The 20509-nt window shown below is 44.8% G+C and carries 2 protein-coding genes and 1 pseudogene; all 3 read left to right on the forward strand.

Features of this window, described 5'->3' with window-relative positions; all coding sequences use genetic code 11:
* Positions 1–220 precede the first annotated feature (220 nt).
* The 3 genes and pseudogenes from ileS to RRU92_RS04450 all read left to right on the forward strand — a co-directional run bounded on the left by ileS (position 221) and on the right by RRU92_RS04450 (position 20400).
* Entirely contained in the window at positions 221–3013 is a 2793-nt protein-coding gene (gene ileS / locus RRU92_RS04440) for an isoleucine--tRNA ligase (RefSeq protein WP_315640766.1), read from the forward strand.
* 270 nt (positions 3014–3283) lie between these two features.
* A pseudogene (gene tnpA, locus RRU92_RS04445) lies at positions 3284–3670 on the forward strand (IS200/IS605 family transposase); the annotation flags it as partial.
* A gap of 884 nt (positions 3671–4554) precedes the next feature.
* A complete protein-coding gene (locus RRU92_RS04450; RefSeq protein ID WP_315640767.1) occupies positions 4555–20400 on the forward strand; it encodes an Ig-like domain-containing protein in 15846 nt (5281 codons plus the stop codon).
* The last annotated feature ends 109 nt before the right edge of the window (positions 20401–20509 follow it).

Below are 20509 nucleotides of genomic sequence, written 5' to 3' on the forward strand. Positions count from 1 at the left end.
ATTTCCAGCGAGTAGGAGATGGTGGAAGTCCTACAATCCCTGTTGATGAGATTATCCTCTCAAGTTATCAAGTCTGAAGTTAGTAGGATTTGACGTTGCCCACGTTACGGGAAAAGAGGGAGAAAGACTAGTTCTTTTTCCGAACAAAGGTGGTACCACGATTTTCGTCCTTTTTAGCGAATCGTGGTTTTTAATTTGTCTATATAAAAAAGGAGATATCATGAAACTCAAAGAAACTTTAAATCTTGGGAAAACTGACTTCCCAATGCGTGCAGGCCTTCCTACAAAAGAGCCAGTATGGCAAAAAGAGTGGGAAGAAGCAAAATTGTATCAACGTCGTCAAGAGTTGAATGAAGGGAAACCTCACTTCACTCTTCATGATGGACCTCCGTACGCTAACGGAAATATCCACGTTGGTCATGCTATGAACAAGATTTCAAAAGATATCATTGTTCGTTCTAAGTCTATGTCAGGATTCTACGCGCCATATATCCCAGGTTGGGATACACATGGTCTGCCAATCGAGCAAGTCTTGGCAAAACAAGGTGTTAAACGCAAAGAAATGGACTTGGTTGAGTACTTGAAACTTTGCCGTGAATACGCTCTTTCTCAAGTAGATAAACAACGCGAAGACTTCAAGCGCTTGGGTGTTTCTGGTGACTGGGAAAATCCATATGTGACTTTGACTCCTGACTATGAAGCGGCCCAAATCCGTGTCTTCGGTGAGATGGCTAACAAAGGTTATATCTATCGTGGTGCAAAACCAGTTTACTGGTCTTGGTCATCTGAGTCGGCTCTTGCTGAAGCGGAGATTGAATACCATGACTTGGTTTCAACTTCTCTTTACTATGCCAATAAGGTAAAAGATGGAAAAGGTGTCCTAGATACAGATACTTATATCGTTGTCTGGACAACTACTCCATTTACTATTACAGCTTCTCGTGGTTTGACTGTCGGAGCGGATATTGATTACGTCTTGGTTCAACCTGCAGGTGAAGCTCGTAAGTTTGTCGTTGCTGCAGAATTATTGACTAGCTTGTCTGAGAAATTTGGTTGGGCTGATGTTCAAGTCTTGGCAACATACCGTGGTTCAGAATTGAACCACATCGTGACAGAGCACCCATGGGATACTGCAGTAGATGAACTCGTTATCCTTGGTGACCACGTTACGACAGACTCTGGTACTGGTATCGTCCATACAGCCCCTGGTTTTGGTGAGGATGACTACAATGTCGGTGTTGCTAATGGCTTGGAAGTCTTTGTCACTGTTGATGAACGTGGACTTATGATGGAAAATGCAGGTCCTGATTTTGCAGGTCAGTTCTATGACAAGGTTGTTCCAACGGTTATCGAAAAACTTGGTGATTTACTTCTTGCTCAAGAAGAAATCTCTCACTCATACCCATTTGACTGGCGTACGAAAAAACCAATCATCTGGCGTGCGGTTCCACAATGGTTTGCTTCAGTATCAAAATTCCGTCAAGATATCTTGGATGAAATCGAAAAAGTGAAATTCCACTCAGAATGGGGTAAAGTCCGTCTTTACAACATGATCCGTGACCGTGGTGACTGGGTCATCTCTCGTCAACGTGCTTGGGGAGTTCCTCTTCCAATCTTCTACGCAGAAGACGGCACACCAATCATGACAGCTGAAACGATTGAACATGTAGCTCAACTTTTTGAAGAGCATGGTTCAATCATCTGGTGGGAACGTGATGCTAAAGACCTCTTGCCAGAAGGATTTACACATCCAGGTTCACCAAATGGCGAGTTCAAGAAAGAAACAGATATCATGGACGTTTGGTTCGACTCAGGTTCATCATGGAATGGGGTCGTGGTTAACCGTCCAGAACTCAAATACCCAGCCGACCTCTACCTTGAAGGTTCTGACCAATACCGTGGTTGGTTCAACTCATCACTCATCACATCTGTAGCTAACCATGGTGTAGCACCATACAAACAAATCTTGTCACAAGGTTTTGCCCTTGACGGTAAAGGTGAGAAGATGTCTAAATCTCTTGGAAATACCATTGCTCCAAGTGACGTTGAGAAACAATTTGGTGCGGAAATTTTGCGTCTCTGGGTAACAAGTGTTGACTCAAGCAATGACGTGCGTATCTCTATGGACATCTTGAGCCAAGTTTCTGAAACTTACCGTAAGATCCGTAACACTCTTCGTTTCTTGATTGCCAATACATCTGACTTTAATCCAGCTGAGGATACAGTTTCTTACGAAGAACTTCGTTCAGTTGATAAGTACATGACCATTCGTTTTAACCAGCTTGTGAAGACAATTCGTGATGCTTATGCTGACTTTGAATTCTTGACAATCTATAAAGCACTAGTGAACTTTATCAACGTTGACTTGTCAGCCTTCTACCTTGACTTTGCCAAAGACGTTGTCTACATCGAAGGTGCCAAATCATTGGAACGCCGTCAAATGCAGACTGTTTTCTATGATATCCTTGTGAAAATCACTAAACTCTTGACACCAATCCTTCCTCACACTGCGGAAGAAATCTGGTCATATCTTGAGTTTGAAGTCGAAGACTTTGTTCAATTGTCAGAATTGCCAGAAGCTCAAACATTTGCTAATCAAGAGGAAATCTTGGACACATGGGCAGCCTTCATGGACTTCCGTGGACAAGCTCAAAAAGCCTTGGAAGAAGCTCGTAATGAAAAAGTCATCGGTAAATCCCTTGAAGCTCACTTGACAGTTTATCCAAACGAAGTCGTGACAACTCTTCTTGGAGCTGTTGATAGCAATGTAGCTCAACTTTTGATCGTCTCAGAATTGACTATCGAAGAAGGTGCAGCTCCAGAAGGTGCAGTAGCCTTTGAAGATGTGGCCTTTACAGTTGAACGCGCTACAGGTGAAGTATGTGATCGTTGCCGTCGTATCGATCCAAGTACAGCAGAACGTAGCTATAACGCAACCATCTGTGACCACTGTGCAAGCATCGTAGAAGAAAACTTTGCGGACGCAGTTGCTGAAGGATTTGAAGTAAAATAAAAGTAAAAAATGGCGAGGGTAGTCCAAAGGTTAATTTGAAAAGAAAGGCTAATAGCACTCTCCAACATTAAACGCATAATATCAAGACTTTTTGCAAGTCTGGTATTATGCGTTTTTTTATTATGTGACTTTCAGTCCGTCTCGCTCCGTTAGGTGCGAGACAAATAAACCACCCGCTATGCGGGTGCGCGTCGAAGGTTATACCCAAAAAACTCCAAACGCGATACAATAAAGGTGTTCAAGCCAATTGTAAAGCGAAAGGAGAAAAATATGGCACAAAAGGCACATAGTTTATCACACACAAAGTGGATGTGTAAATATCACATTGTGTTCACCCCTAAGTATAGACGAAAAATCATTTATAATCAATATCGAAGTAGTTTGGGAGAAATATTCCACCGATTATGTAGTTATAAAGGTGTTGAGATTATCGAAGGACACTTAATGCCTGATCATGTACATATGTTAGTAAGTATTCCACCGAAGATAAGTGTTTCAAGTTTTATGGGATATTTAAAAGGTAAAAGTGCACTCATGATGTTTGACAAACACGCCAACCTCAAGTACAAGTTTGGGAATCGCCATTTCTGGGCGGAAGGTTATTATGTGAGTACAGTAGGGCTTAATGAAGCCACAGTAAGGAAATACATCCAAGATTAAAGAAATTATCCAGTGTATGATTTTTTCACGAGTATAAAAATTTGAGAGCGAGTACAGCATGATATAGCACTAGATAAATTAAGTGTAAAAGAATATGAGGATCCCTTTAAGGATAGTGGTAAGTAATACTAAAGCCTCTTTAAGAGGCAGGTGATGAGTCAGCTTGAACAAGGTAAAAGCCAGCGTCTTTAGGCGCTGGCTGGTAATTTGGGCTTATAGCCCTGGTACAAACCACCCGTTTGACGGGTGGTCATGATTGTAATGCTCTTTTTACCAAGTATCTTTTTTGTATAGTGGATTGAATCCATAATACAGTAGATTGAATCTAAAATCGTACACTACGACTGCTAAAAATATTTCTAGAAATTATTTTGACTTTCCTGACCTCTTTGTTCATATCTTATTTCAATCAAATATAGTATAGTACACTGTTGCTTTTAAAACATGGATAAAAATCACTCTGATTTCCCTAGTCAATTTGTTCAGATTTGATTTCATTACACTATAAAATAAAATTGCCCTTTTTTGTTAGCAGGCTGCTTAAGAAATATCTAAGTCCGTGTATAAATTTGGAATTCTAGCAGCTAATAATCAATGTATTCTAGGAAGCTAAGGAAGAGTTTCTAACAAAACATAAAATATATATGTTTGTGTGGTGAAAATTTCTGCTCTTTTTGATTTTAAAAGAACATCAAGTTTTTAAGAAAAAAATTAACAAAATAGAGAAAAACTATATTTAGATATTATAAAAACCTATATGTATACATTTGGAATATAATAAACTGAAAGAAATCGAAAGAATAAATTTGATTTATCTAAGTAAAAAGATTATAATAAAGTTGTATGTATAATACTACATAAACACAAAAGGAGAAATAAATATGTGTTTTAATCGTAAAAATGCAGAACAAAAGAATTGGCGTATGATCAAAAAAGGAAAACATTTCTTGTTTGGTTGTTCGCTAGTCTTTGCGGTTGGAGCTACACTAGCTACTCCAACGGTTCACGCTGACAGTGTAGAAGCTAAGACAGAAGCTACAAATTCAGCAACACAAAATGAACCTACTGCAGAGGCGACGACCTATGCGGCACCAGCTGCAACTAGCCCAGTTGCGACTGAAGCAGTAGAAGCAAATTCAGCAACAACTGTCGTTTCAGCTGACAAATCTCAACTAGAAGCTGTTTTGACACAAGCTAAAGCTAAAAACTTGGATGCTCAAGAAGCTTCAGTTAAAGCTGAAGTAGCATCTGCAATTGCAGAAGCTGAAGCATTAGTTGCGAACGGATCTGCAAGCCAAGAACAAGTAAACCAAAGTGTTGAACGTTTGACTCAAGCAGTGGCAAGTGTGAAGGAAGTTACTGAAGCAGCAATTGAGAAAACATCGGAAGCAACTACAGAATCTTCAGCAACTCCTAAAGTAAGAAGCAGACGTGCGACTACTGAAGGAACAACTCGTTCAATTGATGAAACTAACCTTGCTCGTGCTATCGTAACCAAGGAAAACTTTGAAAGTTTCTTCCAAGAAGGTGGAACTGCAAGTTATGAAAAATCTTCAGGAACTATTAAGTTGACAGAAGATGTATCAGGACAGGCTGGTAATGCCTACCTACGTTTTAAAATCGATCCTAGCCAAGATTTCTCTTTCACTGGTAAAGTAGATATTGGTAATAAATATGAAGGACACGAAGTGGATGGTCGTGCTGGTGGTGACGGAGTCGGTTTCGTCTTCCATACAGGTAAGCAAAGTCAACTAGGTCTTTCTGGTGCATCAATCGGTATGGGTGGAATTAATGCAGCTTTTGGTTTCAAACTTGACTCATGGTGGAATAAAGGTACTCCAAAACCTGAAATCAAATCAATGGCAGATCCTTCATACAACCGTGGAGATACGAATCATGCGTTCGGTGCGTTTTATTCATCAAACAATCAAGGAAGAGTAAATTCTATTACAGAGATGAAACCTTTAAATCCAGCACCAAATGGACAATGGGTTGATTTCAAGATTAACTATAACTATAATGGAACTAAAAAAGAATTCACGGTAACATACGGTAGCCAAACTTGGACAACAAAACTTGATAAATCTAGCCGTAGTATGACAAATGAAGCCAAGAATGCTTTGACTGCTAGAAATGCTACCTATGCCCTCTCATTTGTCGGAAGTACAGGTTCTGGTACAAACTTGCAACGTGTTCAGATTGAAAAATTTGAGTTTACAGCGCCACAAATCGTCCACATGAAATTTGTTGATGCAAAAGGTAATGAAATCGAAGCAAGTAGTGCGATTCCAGGTGATGAAAATGAGGTTATTAACCTTAGCACCCAAGACAGCAAAATTGCAGCAGTCGAAGCTAAAGGTTATAAATTAAAGAGAATCGATGCAAGCAAAGCACCTTCATATAACGAAGGAAACAATACCGTTACCCTAACTCCAGGTGGGCAGTTGTTGACTTATGTATTTGCACCAGCTGGACCTACTGTCACTCCAACATTACAAGTTGGCGGTGTTATGACAGAGCCAGGTATCAAGTCAACAGACAATACCATCTCAGGAATTGGTAAAAAAGGCGCAACAATCAAAATTGCTGTTGCTGGTAAGACAATTGTTGATAATGTGACTGTTGCTGAGGATGGTTCTTGGTCTGCAACTCTTCCAACTGGTGTAAACAGTAATATCACTGAGCAAGATCAGTTGGTTCCAAGAGATACATTGACAGTTACCCAAACGATCAATGGTGAAGAAAGTGCTGAAACAGAGGTTAAAGTTGGACTTGGTGAATCAGTTGTTCAACCGTCTGAAACTTCTTCTGATAAACAAAGTATTGTTGCAGAAACTACTACAGTTACTTTGAAAGTGCCACATGATGCGGGAATTGCTTACTTTGATTATCCTAAAGCTGGTAACGCTAGAAGTGTAGTAGCTATTAAACGCGATTCAATTCCAGGGGCATGGACTTCAAAAGACGAATCAAAAGCAGTTGTTAAGTCATACTCTACTGATGGTTTCTTTGATACTATTGTCCTTGAAATGAAAGAGCAAATCCAACCAGGTAAGGCTAAGGTAGTTTCAAACATTAAAGAAGATAAATACACAAGTCCTGTTGGTTGGAAAGAAATTAATGTAGAAGCAAAACCAGCAGATACAACACCACCAGCAGCACCAAAAGTAAACCCAGTGACAGCAGCCTCTACAGCAGTAACAGGTACAGCTGAGCCAGGCTCAACCGTAGAAGTAACCCTTCCAAATGGTTCTACAGTATCCGCAAAAGCTGACCAAGATGGAAACTTCAGCGTTCCAGTTAGCGGATTGGAAGAAGGTAAAACAGTATCTGTTACAGCAACAGATGCAGCAGGTAACAAGTCAGGTGCAACATCAGTTACAGTACCAGATACAACAGCGCCAGCAGCTCCAACTGTAAACCCAGTTAAGGCAGGCGCTACTGCCATTACAGGTACAGCAGAAGCAGGCTCAACTGTAGAAGTAACCCTTCCAAATGGACAAAAAGCCTCTGCAAAAGCAGGTGACAATGGTGAGTTTTCAATTCCAGTTCCAGCTTTGAATGCTGATGATAAAATTAGTGTTACAGCAACAGATGTAGCTAAAAACACATCAACTCCAACTAAAGTTACTGTAAAAGAGACAGTTCGTCCTGTAGTAAATATTCCGTATGATGATAAAGCTAACCAAATTATCTATGTATATTCAGGTGAAGAAAATAATATCGAACTAAAAATTACTGATAACTCAGGTAAAATTGCTAAAGCATATCTAGTATTTGCTCAAGATAATCGTACAGGTTTAGGAACAGAAGATGCTGGATATCTAAATGGTAAAACGAAGAGTGCTTTATACTTAAAAGCAAACAGATTTGGTTCAGAAACAACAGCTACTGAAACAAATCCGGCTATCATTAAATTAACAGCAAATATTCCAAATGGATCTTACACAGATGGTACAGGAATAACTCGTTATGTCTATGCTGAAGATTTAGCTGGAAATACAAATTATGATAACGTAGGAGCTGCTGGTGATACAGGTGCACCTGGCCGTATTCGTTTTGTTTGGAAACCACAAACATTCAAGTATACTGCAGTAGCTCCATCAACACCTATCACATCAAACACTGTTCCAGAAGCGAGTGCTATTGAAAAAGCTGTTAAAGATGCTAACCCAACTTTCAGCGATAAAATTGATAGTGTTACGTTAAATGGAACTAATGTAACTGTTACTTATAAAGATGGAAGTACAGATGTCATTCCAGCAAATTCAGTATTTACAATTGAACCAACTGCACCTACAGTTACACCAGTTAAAAATCCATCAAGCCTAACTCAACCAGAAAAAGATGCAGTTAAGAAAGCCGTAGAGACAGCGAACAAAACTGCAACTAAGGTTGAAGTAGGAAATGATGGTACTACAACATTAACCTACTCAAATGGTTCAACAGCGAAATTGACACCAGCACAAACTGTCAGTCAAGCAGATGTTACAGCTCCAGATGCACCAGTTGTGAACCCAGTTAAAGCTGGTGATAAAGCAGTTACAGGTACAGCCGAAGCAGGTTCAACAGTTGAAGTAACACTTCCAGATGGCACTAAAGCAACAGCAACAGCTGACAAAGATGGTAACTTCAGCGTTCCAGTTAGCGGATTGGAAGAAGGTCAAACAGTCTCTGTCACAGCGAAAGACGCTTCAAACAATACATCAACTCCAACTACAGCAACAGTAGCGAAAGCAGATGATAAGACAGCACCAGATGCGCCAGTTGTGAACCCAGTTAAAGCTGGAGATGAAGCCATCACAGGTAAAGCTGAGCCAGGTTCAACAGTCGAAGTCACTCTTCCAGGCGGAGCTAAGAAATCAGCCACAGCAGGTGAAGATGGAACCTTCAGCATTCCAGTATCTGGCTTGAATGAAAACGACGAAGTCTCAGTAACAGCAACAGACGCAGCTAAGAACACATCAACTCCAACTACAGCAACAGTAGCGAAAGCCGATGATAAGACAGCACCAGATGCGCCAGTTGTGAACCCAGTTAAAGCTGGAGATGAAGCCATCACAGGTAAAGCTGAGCCAGGTTCAACAGTCGAAGTCACTCTTCCAGGCGGAGCTAAGAAATCAGCCACAGCAGGTGAAGATGGAACCTTCAGCATTCCAGTATCTGGCTTGAATGAAAACGACGAAGTCTCAGTAACAGCAACAGACGCAGCTAAGAACACATCAACTCCAACTACAGCAACAGTAGCGAAAGCCGATGATAAGACAGCACCAGATGCGCCAGTTGTGAACCCAGTTAAAGCTGGAGATGAAGCCATCACAGGTAAAGCTGAGCCAGGTTCAACAGTCGAAGTCACTCTTCCAGGCGGAGCTAAGAAATCAGCCACAGCAGGTGAAGATGGAACCTTCAGCATTCCAGTATCTGGCTTGAATGAAAACGACGAAGTCTCAGTAACAGCAACAGACGCAGCTAAGAACACATCAACTCCAACTACAGCAACAGTAGCGAAAGCCGATGATAAGACAGCACCAGATGCGCCAGTTGTGAACCCAGTTAAAGCTGGAGATGAAGCCATCACAGGTAAAGCTGAGCCAGGTTCAACAGTCGAAGTCACTCTTCCAGGCGGAGCTAAGAAATCAGCCACAGCAGGTGAAGATGGAACCTTCAGCATTCCAGTATCTGGCTTGAATGAAAACGACGAAGTCTCAGTAACAGCAACAGACGCAGCTAAGAACACATCAACTCCAACTACAGCAACAGTAGCGAAAGCCGATGATAAGACAGCACCAGATGCGCCAGTTGTGAACCCAGTTAAAGCTGGAGATGAAGCCATCACAGGTAAAGCTGAGCCAGGTTCAACAGTCGAAGTCACTCTTCCAGGCGGAGCTAAGAAATCAGCCACAGCAGGTGAAGATGGAACCTTCAGCATTCCAGTATCTGGCTTGAATGAAAACGACGAAGTCTCAGTAACAGCAACAGACGCAGCTAAGAACACATCAACTCCAACTACAGCAACAGTAGCGAAAGCCGATGATAAGACAGCACCAGATGCGCCAGTTGTGAACCCAGTTAAAGCTGGAGATGAAGCCATCACAGGTAAAGCTGAGCCAGGTTCAACAGTCGAAGTCACTCTTCCAGGCGGAGCTAAGAAATCAGCCACAGCAGGTGAAGATGGAACCTTCAGCATTCCAGTATCTGGCTTGAATGAAAACGACGAAGTCTCAGTAACAGCAACAGACGCAGCTAAGAACACATCAACTCCAACTACAGCAACAGTAGCGAAAGCAGATGATAAGACAGCACCAGATGCGCCAGTTGTGAACCCAGTTAAAGCTGGAGATGAAGCCATCACAGGTAAAGCTGAGCCAGGTTCAACAGTCGAAGTTACTCTTCCAGGCGGAGCTAAGAAATCAGCCACAGCAGGTGAAGATGGAACCTTCAGCATTCCAGTATCTGGCTTGAATGAAAACGACGAAGTCTCAGTAACAGCAACAGACGCAGCTAAGAACACATCAACTCCAACTACAGCAACAGTAGCGAAAGCCGATGATAAGACAGCACCAGATGCGCCAGTTGTGAACCCAGTTAAAGCTGGAGATGAAGCCATCACAGGTAAAGCTGAGCCAGGTTCAACAGTCGAAGTCACTCTTCCAGGCGGAGCTAAGAAATCAGCCACAGCAGGTGAAGATGGAACCTTCAGCATTCCAGTATCTGGCTTGAATGAAAACGACGAAGTCTCTGTAACAGCAACAGACGCAGCTAAGAACACATCAACTCCAACTACAGCAACAGTAGCGAAAGCCGATGATAAGACAGCACCAGATGCGCCAGTTGTGAACCCAGTTAAAGCTGGAGATGAAGCCATCACAGGTAAAGCTGAGCCAGGTTCAACAGTCGAAGTCACTCTTCCAGGCGGAGCTAAGAAATCAGCCACAGCAGGTGAAGATGGAACCTTCAGCATTCCAGTATCTGGCTTGAATGAAAACGACGAAGTCTCAGTAACAGCAACAGACGCAGCTAAGAACACATCAACTCCAACTACAGCAACAGTAGCGAAAGCCGATGATAAGACAGCACCAGATGCGCCAGTTGTGAACCCAGTTAAAGCTGGAGATGAAGCCATCACAGGTAAAGCTGAGCCAGGTTCAACAGTCGAAGTCACTCTTCCAGGCGGAGCTAAGAAATCAGCCACAGCAGGTGAAGATGGAACCTTCAGCATTCCAGTATCTGGCTTGAATGAAAACGACGAAGTCTCAGTAACAGCAACAGACGCAGCTAAGAACACATCAACTCCAACTACAGCAACAGTAGCGAAAGCCGATGATAAGACAGCACCAGATGCGCCAGTTGTGAACCCAGTTAAAGCTGGAGATGAAGCCATCACAGGTAAAGCTGAGCCAGGTTCAACAGTCGAAGTCACTCTTCCAGGCGGAGCTAAGAAATCAGCCACAGCAGGTGAAGATGGAACCTTCAGCATTCCAGTATCTGGCTTGAATGAAAACGACGAAGTCTCAGTAACAGCAACAGACGCAGCTAAGAACACATCAACTCCAACTACAGCAACAGTAGCGAAAGCCGATGATAAGACAGCACCAGATGCGCCAGTTGTGAACCCAGTTAAAGCTGGAGATGAAGCCATCACAGGTAAAGCTGAGCCAGGTTCAACAGTCGAAGTCACTCTTCCAGGCGGAGCTAAGAAATCAGCCACAGCAGGTGAAGATGGAACCTTCAGCATTCCAGTATCTGGCTTGAATGAAAACGACGAAGTCTCAGTAACAGCAACAGACGCAGCTAAGAACACATCAACTCCAACTACAGCAACAGTAGCGAAAGCCGATGATAAGACAGCACCAGATGCGCCAGTTGTGAACCCAGTTAAAGCTGGAGATGAAGCCATCACAGGTAAAGCTGAGCCAGGTTCAACAGTCGAAGTCACTCTTCCAGGCGGAGCTAAGAAATCAGCCACAGCAGGTGAAGATGGAACCTTCAGCATTCCAGTATCTGGCTTGAATGAAAACGACGAAGTCTCAGTAACAGCAACAGACGCAGCTAAGAACACATCAACTCCAACTACAGCAACAGTAGCGAAAGCCGATGATAAGACAGCACCAGATGCGCCAGTTGTGAACCCAGTTAAAGCTGGAGATGAAGCCATCACAGGTAAAGCTGAGCCAGGTTCAACAGTCGAAGTCACTCTTCCAGGCGGAGCTAAGAAATCAGCCACAGCAGGTGAAGATGGAACCTTCAGCATTCCAGTATCTGGCTTGAATGAAAACGACGAAGTCTCAGTAACAGCAACAGACGCAGCTAAGAACACATCAACTCCAACTACAGCAACAGTAGCGAAAGCCGATGATAAGACAGCACCAGATGCGCCAGTTGTGAACCCAGTTAAAGCTGGAGATGAAGCCATCACAGGTAAAGCTGAGCCAGGTTCAACAGTCGAAGTCACTCTTCCAGGCGGAGCTAAGAAATCAGCCACAGCAGGTGAAGATGGAACCTTCAGCATTCCAGTATCTGGCTTGAATGAAAACGACGAAGTCTCAGTAACAGCAACAGACGCAGCTAAGAACACATCAACTCCAACTACAGCAACAGTAGCGAAAGCCGATGATAAGACAGCACCAGATGCGCCAGTTGTGAACCCAGTTAAAGCTGGAGATGAAGCCATCACAGGTAAAGCTGAGCCAGGTTCAACAGTCGAAGTCACTCTTCCAGGCGGAGCTAAGAAATCAGCCACAGCAGGTGAAGATGGAACCTTCAGCATTCCAGTATCTGGCTTGAATGAAAACGACGAAGTCTCTGTAACAGCAACAGACGCAGCTAAGAACACATCAACTCCAACTACAGCAACAGTAGCGAAAGCCGATGATAAGACAGCTCCAGATGCCCCAGTTGTGAACCCAGTTAAAGCTGGTGACACAGCAGTAACAGGTACAGCTGAAGCCGGTTCAACAGTCGAAGTAACCCTTCCAGATGGCACTAAAGCAACTGCAACAGCCGACCAAGATGGTAACTTCAGCGTTCCAGTAAGTGGCTTGGAAGAAGGCCAAACAGTCTCTGTTACAGCAACAGACGCAGCTAAGAACACATCAACTCCAACTACAGCAACAGTAGCGAAAGCCGATGATAAGACAGCTCCAGATGCCCCAGTTGTGAACCCAGTTAAAGCTGGTGACACAGCAGTAACAGGTACAGCTGAAGCCGGTTCAACAGTCGAAGTAACCCTTCCAGATGGCACTAAAGCAACTGCAACAGCCGACCAAGATGGTAACTTCAGCGTTCCAGTAAGTGGCTTGGAAGAAGGCCAAACAGTCTCAGTAACAGCAACAGACGCAGCTAAGAACACATCAACTCCAACTACAGCAACAGTAGCGAAAGCAGATGATAAGACAGCACCAGATGCGCCAGTTGTGAACCCAGTTAAAGCTGGAGATGAAGCCATCACAGGTAAAGCTGAGCCAGGTTCAACAGTCGAAGTCACTCTTCCAGGCGGAGCTAAGAAATCAGCCACAGCAGGTGAAGATGGAACCTTCAGCATTCCAGTATCTGGCTTGAATGAAAACGACGAAGTCTCAGTAACAGCAACAGACGCAGCTAAGAACACATCAACTCCAACTACAGCAACAGTAGCGAAAGCCGATGATAAGACAGCACCAGATGCGCCAGTTGTGAACCCAGTTAAAGCTGGAGATGAAGCCATCACAGGTAAAGCTGAGCCAGGTTCAACAGTCGAAGTCACTCTTCCAGGCGGAGCTAAGAAATCAGCCACAGCAGGTGAAGATGGAACCTTCAGCATTCCAGTATCTGGCTTGAATGAAAACGACGAAGTCTCAGTAACAGCAACAGACGCAGCTAAGAACACATCAACTCCAACTACAGCAACAGTAGCGAAAGCAGATGATAAGACAGCACCAGATGCGCCAGTTGTGAACCCAGTTAAAGCTGGAGATGAAGCCATCACAGGTAAAGCTGAGCCAGGTTCAACAGTCGAAGTCACTCTTCCAGGCGGAGCTAAGAAATCAGCCACAGCAGGTGAAGATGGAACCTTCAGCATTCCAGTATCTGGCTTGAATGAAAACGACGAAGTCTCAGTAACAGCAACAGACGCAGCTAAGAACACATCAACTCCAACTACAGCAACAGTAGCGAAAGCCGATGATAAGACAGCACCAGATGCGCCAGTTGTGAACCCAGTTAAAGCTGGAGATGAAGCCATCACAGGTAAAGCTGAGCCAGGTTCAACAGTCGAAGTCACTCTTCCAGGCGGAGCTAAGAAATCAGCCACAGCAGGTGAAGATGGAACCTTCAGCATTCCAGTATCTGGCTTGAATGAAAACGACGAAGTCTCAGTAACAGCAACAGACGCAGCTAAGAACACATCAACTCCAACTACAGCAACAGTAGCGAAAGCCGATGATAAGACAGCACCAGATGCGCCAGTTGTGAACCCAGTTAAAGCTGGAGATGAAGCCATCACAGGTAAAGCTGAGCCAGGTTCAACAGTCGAAGTCACTCTTCCAGGCGGAGCTAAGAAATCAGCCACAGCAGGTGAAGATGGAACCTTCAGCATTCCAGTATCTGGCTTGAATGAAAACGACGAAGTCTCAGTAACAGCAACAGACGCAGCTAAGAACACATCAACTCCAACTACAGCAACAGTAGCGAAAGCCGATGATAAGACAGCACCAGATGCGCCAGTTGTGAACCCAGTTAAAGCTGGAGATGAAGCCATCACAGGTAAAGCTGAGCCAGGTTCAACAGTCGAAGTCACTCTTCCAGGCGGAGCTAAGAAATCAGCCACAGCAGGTGAAGATGGAACCTTCAGCATTCCAGTATCTGGCTTGAATGAAAACGACGAAGTCTCAGTAACAGCAACAGACGCAGCTAAGAACACATCAACTCCAACTACAGCAACAGTAGCGAAAGCCGATGATAAGACAGCACCAGATGCGCCAGTTGTGAACCCAGTTAAAGCTGGAGATGAAGCCATCACAGGTAAAGCTGAGCCAGGTTCAACAGTCGAAGTCACTCTTCCAGGCGGAGCTAAGAAATCAGCCACAGCAGGTGAAGATGGAACCTTCAGCATTCCAGTATCTGGCTTGAATGAAAACGACGAAGTCTCAGTAACAGCAACAGACGCAGCTAAGAACACATCAACTCCAACTACAGCAACAGTAGCGAAAGCCGATGATAAGACAGCACCAGATGCGCCAGTTGTGAACCCAGTTAAAGCTGGAGATGAAGCCATCACAGGTAAAGCTGAGCCAGGTTCAACAGTCGAAGTCACTCTTCCAGGCGGAGCTAAGAAATCAGCCACAGCAGGTGAAGATGGAACCTTCAGCATTCCAGTATCTGGCTTGAATGAAAACGACGAAGTCTCAGTAACAGCAACAGACGCAGCTAAGAACACATCAACTCCAACTACAGCAACAGTAGCGAAAGCCGATGATAAGACAGCACCAGATGCGCCAGTTGTGAACCCAGTTAAAGCTGGAGATGAAGCCATCACAGGTAAAGCTGAGCCAGGTTCAACAGTCGAAGTCACTCTTCCAGGCGGAGCTAAGAAATCAGCCACAGCAGGTGAAGATGGAACCTTCAGCATTCCAGTATCTGGCTTGAATGAAAACGACGAAGTCTCTGTAACAGCAACAGACGCAGCTAAGAACACATCAACTCCAACTACAGCAACAGTAGCGAAAGCCGATGATAAGACAGCTCCAGATGCCCCAGTTGTGAACCCAGTTAAAGCTGGTGACACAGCAGTAACAGGTACAGCTGAAGCCGGTTCAACAGTCGAAGTAACCCTTCCAGATGGCACTAAAGCAACTGCAACAGCCGACCAAGATGGTAACTTCAGCGTTCCAGTAAGTGGCTTGGAAGAAGGCCAAACAGTCTCTGTTACAGCAACAGACGCAGCTAAGAACACATCAACTCCAACTACAGCAACAGTAGCGAAAGCCGATGATAAGACAGCTCCAGATGCCCCAGTTGTGAACCCAGTTAAAGCTGGTGACACAGCAGTAACAGGTACAGCTGAAGCCGGTTCAACAGTCGAAGTAACCCTTCCAGATGGCACTAAAGCAACTGCAACAGCCGACCAAGATGGTAACTTCAGCGTTCCAGTAAGTGGCTTGGAAGAAGGCCAAACAGTCTCAGTAACAGCAACAGACGCAGCTAAGAACACATCAACTCCAACTACAGCAACAGTAGCGAAAGCAGATGATAAGACAGCACCAGATGCGCCAGTTGTGAACCCAGTTAAAGCTGGAGATGAAGCCATCACAGGTAAAGCTGAGCCAGGTTCAACTGTCGAAGTCACTCTTCCAGGCGGAGCTAAGAAATCAGCAACAGCAGGTGAAGATGGAACCTTCAGCATTCCAGTATCTGGCTTGAATGAAAACGACGAAGTCTCAGTAACAGCAACAGACGCAGCTAAGAACACATCAACTCCAACTACAGCAACAGTAGCGAAAGCCGATGATAAGACAGCACCAGATGCGCCAGTTGTGAACCCAGTTAAAGCTGGAGATGAAGCCATCACAGGTAAAGCTGAGCCAGGTTCAACAGTCGAAGTCACTCTTCCAGGCGGAGCTAAGAAATCAGCCACAGCAGGTGAAGATGGAACCTTCAGCATTCCAGTATCTGGCTTGAATGAAAACGACGAAGTCTCAGTAACAGCAACAGACGCAGCTAAGAACACATCAACTCCAACTACAGCAACAGTAGCGAAAGCAGATGATAAGACAGCACCAGATGCGCCAGTTGTGAACCCAGTTAAAGCTGGAGATGAAGCCATCACAGGTAAAGCTGAGCCAGGTTCAACAGTCGAAGTTACTCTTCCAGGCGGAGCTAAGAAATCAGCCACAGCAGGTGAAGATGGAACCTTCAGCATTCCAGTATCTGGCTTGAATGAAAACGACGAAGTCTCAGTAACAGCAACAGACGCAGCTAAGAACACATCAACTCCAACTACAGCAACAGTAGCGAAAGCCGATGATAAGACAGCACCAGATGCGCCAGTTGTGAACCCAGTTAAAGCTGGAGATGAAGCCATCACAGGTAAAGCTGAGCCAGGTTCAACAGTCGAAGTCACTCTTCCAGGCGGAGCTAAGAAATCAGCCACAGCAGGTGAAGATGGAACCTTCAGCATTCCAGTATCTGGCTTGAATGAAAACGACGAAGTCTCTGTAACAGCAACAGACGCAGCTAAGAACACATCAACTCCAACTACAGCAACAGTAGCGAAAGCCGATGATAAGACAGCACCAGATGCGCCAGTTGTGAACCCAGTTAAAGCTGGAGATGAAGCCATCACAGGTAAAGCTGAGCCAGGTTCAACAGTCGAAGTCACTCTTCCAGGCGGAGCTAAGAAATCAGCCACAGCAGGTGAAGATGGAACCTTCAGCATTCCAGTATCTGGCTTGAATGAAAACGACGAAGTCTCAGTAACAGCAACAGACGCAGCTAAGAACACATCAACTCCAACTACAGCAACAGTAGCGAAAGCCGATGATAAGACAGCACCAGATGCGCCAGTTGTGAACCCAGTTAAAGCTGGAGATGAAGCCATCACAGGTAAAGCTGAGCCAGGTTCAACAGTCGAAGTCACTCTTCCAGGCGGAGCTAAGAAATCAGCCACAGCAGGTGAAGATGGAACCTTCAGCATTCCAGTATCTGGCTTGAATGAAAACGACGAAGTCTCAGTAACAGCAACAGACGCAGCTAAGAACACATCAACTCCAACTACAGCAACAGTAGCGAAAGCAGATGATAAGACAGCACCAGATGCGCCAGTTGTGAACCCAGTTAAAGCTGGAGATGAAGCCATCACAGGTAAAGCTGAGCCAGGTTCAACAGTCGAAGTCACTCTTCCAGGCGGAGCTAAGAAATCAGCCACAGCAGGTGAAGATGGAACCTTCAGCATTCCAGTATCTGGCTTGAATGAAAACGACGAAGTCTCAGTAACAGCAACAGACGCAGCTAAGAACACATCAACTCCAACTACAGCAACAGTAGCGAAAGCCGATGATAAGACAGCACCAGATGCGCCAGTTGTGAACCCAGTTAAAGCTGGAGATGAAGCCATCACAGGTAAAGCTGAGCCAGGTTCAACAGTCGAAGTCACTCTTCCAGGCGGAGCTAAGAAATCAGCCACAGCAGGTGAAGATGGAACCTTCAGCATTCCAGTATCTGGCTTGAATGAAAACGACGAAGTCTCAGTAACAGCAACAGACGCAGCTAAGAACACATCAACTCCAACTACAGCAACAGTAGCGAAAGCCGATGATAAGACAGCACCAGATGCGCCAGTTGTGAACCCAGTTAAAGCTGGAGATGAAGCCATCACAGGTAAAGCTGAGCCAGGTTCAACAGTCGAAGTCACTCTTCCAGGCGGAGCTAAGAAATCAGCCACAGCAGGTGAAGATGGAACCTTCAGCATTCCAGTATCTGGCTTGAATGAAAACGACGAAGTCTCAGTAACAGCAACAGACGCAGCTAAGAACACATCAACTCCAACTACAGCAACAGTAGCGAAAGCAGATGATAAGACAGCACCAGATGCGCCAGTTGTGAACCCAGTTAAAGCTGGAGATGAAGCCATCACAGGTAAAGCTGAGCCAGGTTCAACAGTCGAAGTCACTCTTCCAGGCGGAGCTAAGAAATCAGCCACAGCAGGTGAAGATGGAACCTTCAGCATTCCAGTATCTGGCTTGAATGAAAACGACGAAGTCTCAGTAACAGCAACAGACGCAGCTAAGAACACATCAACTCCAACTACAGCAACAGTAGCGAAAGCCGATGATAAGACAGCACCAGATGCGCCAGTTGTGAACCCAGTTAAAGCTGGAGATGAAGCCATCACAGGTAAAGCTGAGCCAGGTTCAACAGTCGAAGTCACTCTTCCAGGCGGAGCTAAGAAATCAGCCACAGCAGGTGAAGATGGAACCTTCAGCATTCCAGTATCTGGCTTGAATGAAAACGACGAAGTCTCAGTAACAGCAACAGACGCAGCTAAGAACACATCAACTCCAACTACAGCAACAGTAGCGAAAGCCGATGATAAGACAGCACCAGATGCGCCAGTTGTGAACCCAGTTAAAGCTGGAGATGAAGCCATCACAGGTAAAGCTGAGCCAGGTTCAACAGTCGAAGTCACTCTTCCAGGCGGAGCTAAGAAATCAGCCACAGCAGGTGAAGATGGAACCTTCAGCATTCCAGTATCTGGCTTGAATGAAAACGACGAAGTCTCTGTAACAGCAACAGACGCAGCTAAGAACACATCAACTCCAACTACAGCAACAGTAGCGAAAGCAGATGATAAGACAGCACCAGATGCGCCAGTTGTGAACCCAGTTAAAGCTGGTGACACAGCAGTAACAGGTACAGCTGAAGCCGGTTCAACAGTCGAAGTAACCCTTCCAGATGGCACTAAAGCAACTGCAACAGCCGACCAAGATGGTAACTTCAGCGTTCCAGTAAGTGGCTTGGAAGAAGGCCAAACAGTCTCTGTTACAGCAACAGACGCAGCTAAGAACACATCAACTCCAACTACAGCAACAGTAGCGAAAGCCGATGATAAGACAGCTCCAGATGCCCCAGTTGTGAACCCAGTTAAAGCTGGTGACACAGCAGTAACAGGTACAGCTGAAGCCGGTTCAACAGTCGAAGTAACCCTTCCAGATGGCACTAAAGCAACTGCAACAGCCGACCAAGATGGTAACTTCAGCGTTCCAGTAAGTGGCTTGGAAGAAGGCCAAACAGTCTCAGTAACAGCAACAGACGCAGCTAAGAACACATCAACTCCAACTACAGCAACAGTAGCGAAAGCCGATGATAAGACAGCTCCAGATGCCCCAGTTGTGAACCCAGTTAAAGCTGGTGACACAGCAGTAACAGGTACAGCTGAAGCCGGTTCAACAGTCGAAGTAACTCTTCCAGATGGCACTAAAGCAACTGCAACAGCCGACCAAGATGGTAACTTCAGTGTTCCAGTAAGTGGCTTGGAAGAAGGCCAAACAGTCTCTGTTACAGCAACAGACGCAGCTAAGAACACATCAACTCCAACTACAGCAACAGTAGCGAAAGCCGATGATAAGACAGCACCAGATGCGCCAGTTGTGAACCCAGTTAAAGCTGGAGATGAAGCCATCACAGGTAAAGCTGAGCCAGGTTCAACTGTCGAAGTCACTCTTCCAGGCGGAGCTAAGAAATCAGCAACAGCAGGTGAAGATGGAACCTTCAGCATTCCAGTATCTGGCTTGAAAGCTGGTGATAAAGTGACTGCCGTAGCAAAAGATGCATCAGGCAATACATCAACTCCAACAGAGAAAACAGTTGGTAAAGGTGATGGTAAGGATGCGGATAATGTTAAAGTACCAGCTCTTACTCCAGTAGTAGATCCTAACAACTTGACAGATGCCGAAAAAGCTAAGGTAGCTGACGAAGTTAAGAAAGCTAACCCAACAGCGACAGATGTTGAGGTTAACAACGATGGAACTGTGGTTGTAACATTTGCAGACGGTTCAGTAGCAGTACTTGCATCTGAAAAAGTCGTTAAAGAAGCAACTAAAGAGTCACCTGCTCAAGAACCATCTAAGAAAGCGGGAGCGAAAGAATTGCCAAACACTGGTACAAAACAATCTAGCGCTTCACTTGCTCTAGCACTTCTTGCAGCAGCGACAGGAGGACTCCTTATCTCTAAAAAACGTAAGGAAGAAGAGTAAACCATTACTCGGATAAAGCAAATCTTAGAATCTTGATTCTATGAGATTGCTAGAAAAGAAGCTGGGTAAAAACTCACTTCTAAATATCAAAACAACGAGCATTTCCATA

The organism is Streptococcus sp. DTU_2020_1001019_1_SI_AUS_MUR_006 (genome assembly GCF_032340315.1).
GTDB lineage: Bacteria > Bacillota > Bacilli > Lactobacillales > Streptococcaceae > Streptococcus.